Annotated in this window: 1 protein-coding gene; it reads right to left on the reverse strand. The window is 60.9% G+C overall.

Annotated elements, in window-relative coordinates:
- On the reverse strand, positions 1–6251 hold a 6251-nt coding region (locus ACN0Q0_RS17310; RefSeq protein WP_417244450.1), incomplete at both ends, for a hypothetical protein.

The following is a 6251-nucleotide window of genomic DNA, read 5'->3' on the forward strand; positions in this document are numbered from 1 at the left end:
ACGCACAGGCGGTACTCGCCGTCGAGCGCGACCTCGGGAAGGCTCTCCACCTTGAGAAGCATCTCCACCACCGCATAGCACTGCGGCTCGTAGAGGGTGTCCGTATTGGTCACCCGCACGTAGATGCGCTGCGGGTTGATGATGTTCACATAGGGGAACACGATGGCGCCCTCGCCGGCCTCCGCACCCTCCACCGTCTCATGGAAGGTGATCTGGAACACCGAAGGGTCCTGCCCCGCCAGTATACCGGCCCTCAGGTCGGAGACCTGCTGGTCGGTAACGTCCTCCAGGTCAAACTCCGCGAAGCCGTCGCTCGGCGCAAGGTTGTCGCACACCACGAACGGCCCCGCGGGGGCCACCGCCACCGCGCCCGGCTGCACGATCAGCTCGAAGCTCTGCACCCCGCCGATGTAGCACCCGGTCTCCGCGTTCACGATGCCCGTATAGATGGTCTGCGGGTTCACCGGGTTGTTGCCCGCGTCCATGTTCTGGTAGGTGGTCGTGTTCACGATGGCGTTCACGCCAAGCTGGGCGTCCCCGGGGGTCAGGTAGAAGCTCACCTCGAAGGGCGGCCGCGGCTGCCCGCCCAGTATCTCGGGCACCTTGGTCTCCAGGTCGAACACCGCGATCTCACTGCCATCGGCCGAACAGGCGATGTACGGCGGGACGACAGCCGTGTCGTCCGGCAACGGGTTCACGATCAGCTCCAGCTCGACGATCTCAAAGCACAGTGAATTTGGATTTGTCGTTTTCACATAAACAATCTGTGGGTTGCTCGTGTTCTGGTACGCAGCCGTCTGCGCGGCGGGGATCGCGTCCACGCCGTTTACCGCATCGCCATAGCTCTCAAAATATTCGACCGTCCAGTCGTTGCCGTTCAATATCTCGGCCTCACGTACCGTAAGGTCGAAGATCTCCACTTCATCCCCCGGCCCAATAATATCGGTATAGTCGCAGAGCTCGATGGCCTCCGGGGCGACCGGGTTCGGGTTCGGGACCACACGGATGGTCAGGGTCGTGAACGACACGCAGCTGCTGTTGCTGTCCTCCACGCGCACGTACACTACCTGCGGGTTGGACGTGTTCACGTAGGCCGTCTCGGGGTCGATCCGGTTTACATTGTTGCGTGCATCTTCCTCGGCCTCAAAATAGGAGACGCCCTGGGTGAGCACGCCGTTGGTTATCTCGCTGTTCTTCAGGGTAAGGTTGAATGTCGCAGACCCGTCGTTGGGCTCGCCAAGGTCGTCGCAGAGCTCCAGCGGCGTCGGGTCGGCTATCGGAAGGCCCTCGGTCACCACCAGCTCGAAACTGCCTATGGCGAAGCACTCCGTGAGGTCATCGTCCAGGCGCACCCAGATGGCCTGCGGGTTGGTGGAATTTGTAAATGCCGTCGGGTCCACGATGAACGGGGCCCCGGCAAGGGCGGCCGCCTCGGAAAGGTGGTAGGTGACCGTAACGTCCGTCTGCGGCGGGCTGCCCAGGATCAGTGCTTCCTGTACGGTAAGATCGAACACGGCAGTTCCATCGTCTTCGCAGGCGATCAAATCCGGCAAATCTTCAGCAATCACCGGCCCATCCGTAACAATCAAGTCTAAGGTTACAATACCGTAACAAACAGGTCCTGTTGGTGGATCGGCAAATACTGCGCGGACATAGATAGTTTGGTTATAGGCGATGATGTTTTCATAAGGGCTTGCCAATGGGAAGTTCCCCGTGCCGGCATCCATCAGGGTCTCGTGATAGGTAACGACCAGCGTGGGGTCCGCCCCCTGGATCTCCAGTGTCTTGCGCTCCAGGTCGAACGAGGCGAAGCCGTCGTTGTCGATATCGCACGCCACCAGGGGCGCGGGCTCCACCGGCTGCGGGTTCGGATTTACGGTTATGAGGAAGCTCTGGCTGTCGGTACAGCTGTTCTGCCCGCTGACGGTATAGAAGATCTCCTGAGGATTGGATACGTTCGCATATGCCCCTGGCGCGGCAATGGGGACATTGTTGTTGAGATCATCGAGGGAGGCGAAATAGACGACCGCCAACGTGGGGTCGTTGCCCGTGATCACCACCGTGTTCTGCGTCAGGTCGAATATGGAGACCCCATCGGAAGTGCTCCCGCTCTCCCCGTCGTCGCACAGCGCAAGGTCGTCCGCGGTCCCCGAACCGGGGAACTCGCCGACAACGAGCTCAAAGCGGGTCACCCGCGCGCAGCCCGTTGCAAGGCTCTCCAGGCGCACCCAGATCGGGCGGCCCACGCTCTCGTAGGCCCCCAGAACGGCGGGGTCGATGAAGTTGCCGTTGCCGGCATCGGCATCGATTTCATTTTCATAGTAGGCTATCGGACCAAAATCGGCCGGATCCTGCGTGCCGTAGACCGAGGCGTCCTGCGAGGCAAGGTCAAAGATCGCGTCGCCGTCGTTATCGTCGTCGCACTCCGTCATGGGGTCCCGGAAGGTAGCCGGATCCGGCCTGTCGGGCAGCGCGACCACCTCAAGGTCAAGCTCCACGATGGTGTAACAGGGCAGCACTTCCGGCGGCACGTTGTTGGTCACCCTCGCAAAGACGGTGTCGTTGTAGGGGCTGCGGGTGTTCTCGTAGATGCCCCCGAATATCTCGGTAAGGGGCGCGCCCGCAATGGCAAGCTCCAAGGTCTCATAATAAACTATGGCCACGTTATCCTCGAGATTCCTGATCTCCTCGGTCCTCTCGTTGAGGTCGAAGACCATGATCCCGTCGTCATCGTCGTCACAGAGCACAAGGGGCTCCGGGGCCGTATTCGGCGCAGGGTTGGCATACACCGTCAGTGTCACCGCAACAGTGTTCGAACATTCCGTATCCGAAGTCACGGTCGCCACTACGGTCTCTATCTGGCTGATGTTCGTATAGTTCCCCGGATCCGGGATGGGGTTCCCCAGGGAATCGGACCATGTTACCGACATCCCGGGGATGCCCCCCGTAATCTGGAACTCCAGAACGGTAAGGTCAAAGACGGTAAATCCATCGGCCACCCCATCATCGCACTTGTCCAGGGTGAACGGGCCCGGATCCCCGGGTATCGGATCCACGACCAGCACCAGTTCCACGATGTCATAGCAGCCCTCGCCCCCGTTCGGGTTCGGCGGGGCCGTGCTATTGGCGTTCCCCACCACCAGGACATAAATCGTCTGGGGGTTGCCGGTATTGGGATAGGCCATGGTATTGGCAATGGCCAGGGAATAGTCCGGGGCAGTCAGGGCAAGCTCGCCCGCGGTCTGCGCATCCGCCAGGTCCTCGTAATAATAGATATCGTAGGCGGAGGGGTCCAGACCGCCCAGGATATCGGGCTCCGCTTGGGTCAGATCGAACTCCCCGACGCCGTCGCCGTCCAGGTCGCACTCCCGTAGAGGCTCGGGCTCGCCGGCCACCGGGGAAACGTGCACCTCGAGCGCAAAGGAAAGGATGCGGGGGCAACCGTTTATCGCAGGGTCATTCTCCACCCGCACCCATACCCCGCCGGTCCCGTACAGGGGGTCCATGGGGTCGGTGACCGGGGCGTCCGTATATATCCTGCCATTGGGATGGGGCGCGGCGATCGGCAGCAGGCCGTTCTGCGCGTTGAAAAGGGTCGTGTGGTACGAGACCGTCAGGGCCGCATTGCCGTTGGTGATGAGATCGGTCTGGGCGGAAAGGTCGAACAGCGCAAAACCATCATTGTCGGAATCGCACGCGACCATCGTCCCGGGCGAAACGGCGACCGCGGCCGGGTCCACGTCCACAAAAAAGAAATTGGTCGCCCTGCAGCCGTTCTCGCTGAAGACGGTGACGAATATCCGCTGCTGCACCGGCACCACGTTCCGGTACGATCCCGGATTTGCAATAGGGATGTTATTGGCCTGATCGGCAGCTGAAGCATAATAAAACACATCCAGGTTTTGGTTGCCCATCTGTATCAATGGCGTGTTGACGGTAAGGTCGAAAACAGCAGTGCCATCGGTATCGGTGCTCTCCCGTGTCAAATCATCACATTCGTTCAAATCGTTGCCCGCGCCGATCGTCGGGAAGAGCTCCAGGGCAAGCTGGAAGGACCCCACACGCACGCAACCGGTCACCAAACTTTGGATACGGTACCAAATGGTCTCGCCACCAGAAGCAAGATAGGCCTCAGGAGTAGGTATTGCATTGACCCCCGCCAAAGCATCGGCATAGTTTGTATCGTAATAGGTAATCGGAGTAAAATCTGAGGCGTTTTGGTTGCCTATTATTCCCGCGTCCTGTAAGGTAAGGTTGAAGCTCCCGGAGCCGTTCCCGTTCTCGTCGCACCCCACAAAAGGGTCCTGGAAGGGCGGCATCAGGGGCGCATCCGGCGCCGGAATCACATTCAGCTGCAACTCCACGATGGTATAACAGGGCAGCACGGCCGGCGGGACATCCAACTGTACCCGTGCATAGACGGTCTGGCCGAAAGGGACCGTATTGGTGAACGGCATGGTTATCTCCGTGCCGGGCGCCCCCGCTTCCGCGGCGGCCAGGGTCGTGTAATAGGCGACCTTCACCTCCGCCTGCCCGGCAATGATGTCGGCATCGGCAAGGGTAAGGTCCCAATCGGTAGCGATGCCGTCATCGAAATCGGGGCCGCTGTCGCAGAGCTCCAGGGGGGGAGGGTCCAGGTTCGGGCTCGGGTTGGGCAGCACCTCCAAGGTCAGCTCCACCAGGGTCTCGCAGCCAAGGCCCGACGTCACGCGGCCGATGATGGTCTGCGGCGTATTGGTGTTCTGGAAGGCCCCGGGATCCGGAATGGGGACGTCGGCGGCCTCATCGGCATAGCTCAAAAACCAGATTACGGTAAGGTCGCCATCGTTGTTGGTAACATCGTTCTCAATGCCCGTCAGGTCGAAAATGGAAAATCCGTCCGTAGTACTCCCGCTCTCTTCATCATCGCAAAGTACGAGGCTGAATGGCCCCAGGTCCGGAGGGAGCGGGTCCACATAAAGCTCCAACCTTACCACATCAAAGCAGCCCTCGGCGCTGTTGGGGTTCGGAGGGATCGTGCCCGCACCGTTGCTCACCACCAAAATGAAGATCTCGTCGAAATAGGGGCTGTTGGTGTTCAAATAGTTCGTCGGGTCCGGCACCGCCTGCGAGAGGTCGATCGGGCCCGGGAGCGCCGAGATGCCCGCGGCCACCGCCTGGGCCTCCACCTCGAAATAGTGGAGGTCGAACCCGTCGGGGTCCAGCCCCCCCAGCACCTCGCCCTCGACCACCGTCAGGTCAAAGAGCGCGATCCCGTCAGCCACCGCATCGTCACAGATGCGCAAAGGCTCGGGGGTTGTGCCCACGGGCGAAAAACGCACTTCAAGCGCAAAGGGGACTATGCTAACGCAACTGCTCCCGGGGGCGACCACCCGAGCCCAGACCCCGCCCGTGCCGTAGTCCTGGTCCAGCGGGTCCAGCACCGGCGCGTCAAGGTACTGCTCGTCGTTCACGTAAAGGGCCGGCAGCTCCTGGGTGTCGCTCTGGGCCGCCACCAGTGTCTTGTGGTAGCTTACCGTTAGGCCAGCATTCCCCATCGTGATAACGTCGGTCTGAAGGGAAAGGTCAAAGGTCGCGAAGCCGTCGTTGTTGTCGTCGCACTCCACAAGGCTCGGCGGCGAGGCATTGACCGACGGGGCCACGTCGATCCTTATCTCAAAGCTCTGGAGGGCATCAAAGCACGCCGTGGGGTCGTCGTTGTTCTCCAAACGGACCCAAAGGGTCTCGGGACCGGGGCCCACTACGAAATACGGGCTTGTTATGTTCCCTGTATCGGCAATCGCATCGGCCTGGGCGTGGTGGTAGGTGATGGTATAATCGGATGAAGGCTGGCCGTCCAAAACCTCTACGTTGAATTCGGCCTCCAAATTCACAAATTCACCGCCGTCGCCGTCGACATCGCAGTAGCTCCTGTCGTTCACCTCGCCCGCGATGGCACGGCTGAAGTAGAGCGCGAAGGAGGTCGTGTCGAAACAGCCACCGCTGGCACGGTCCTCGATGCGCGCCCAAACCGTCTCGGGGGAGGGCGGGTCGATGATCTTCACACCGCCCAATATCTCCGTGCCCGGAACACCCGCCTGGGCAAGGGCCTCCGTCTCGAAATAGCGGACCTGGAAGACCCCAGGGTCCTGGCCGCCCAATATATAAGGGTCCTGGTCCGTCAGCAAAAACGTGCCGTTGGTCGTGCCGAAATCGCACTGCTTCATGTCCGGGGCGGGGTGGGCGATGGGTTGAGGCCTAAATGTGATGAC

Source organism: Celeribacter sp. (genome assembly GCF_048259695.1).
In the GTDB taxonomy this organism is placed as follows: Bacteria; Pseudomonadota; Alphaproteobacteria; order Rhodobacterales; family Rhodobacteraceae; genus Celeribacter.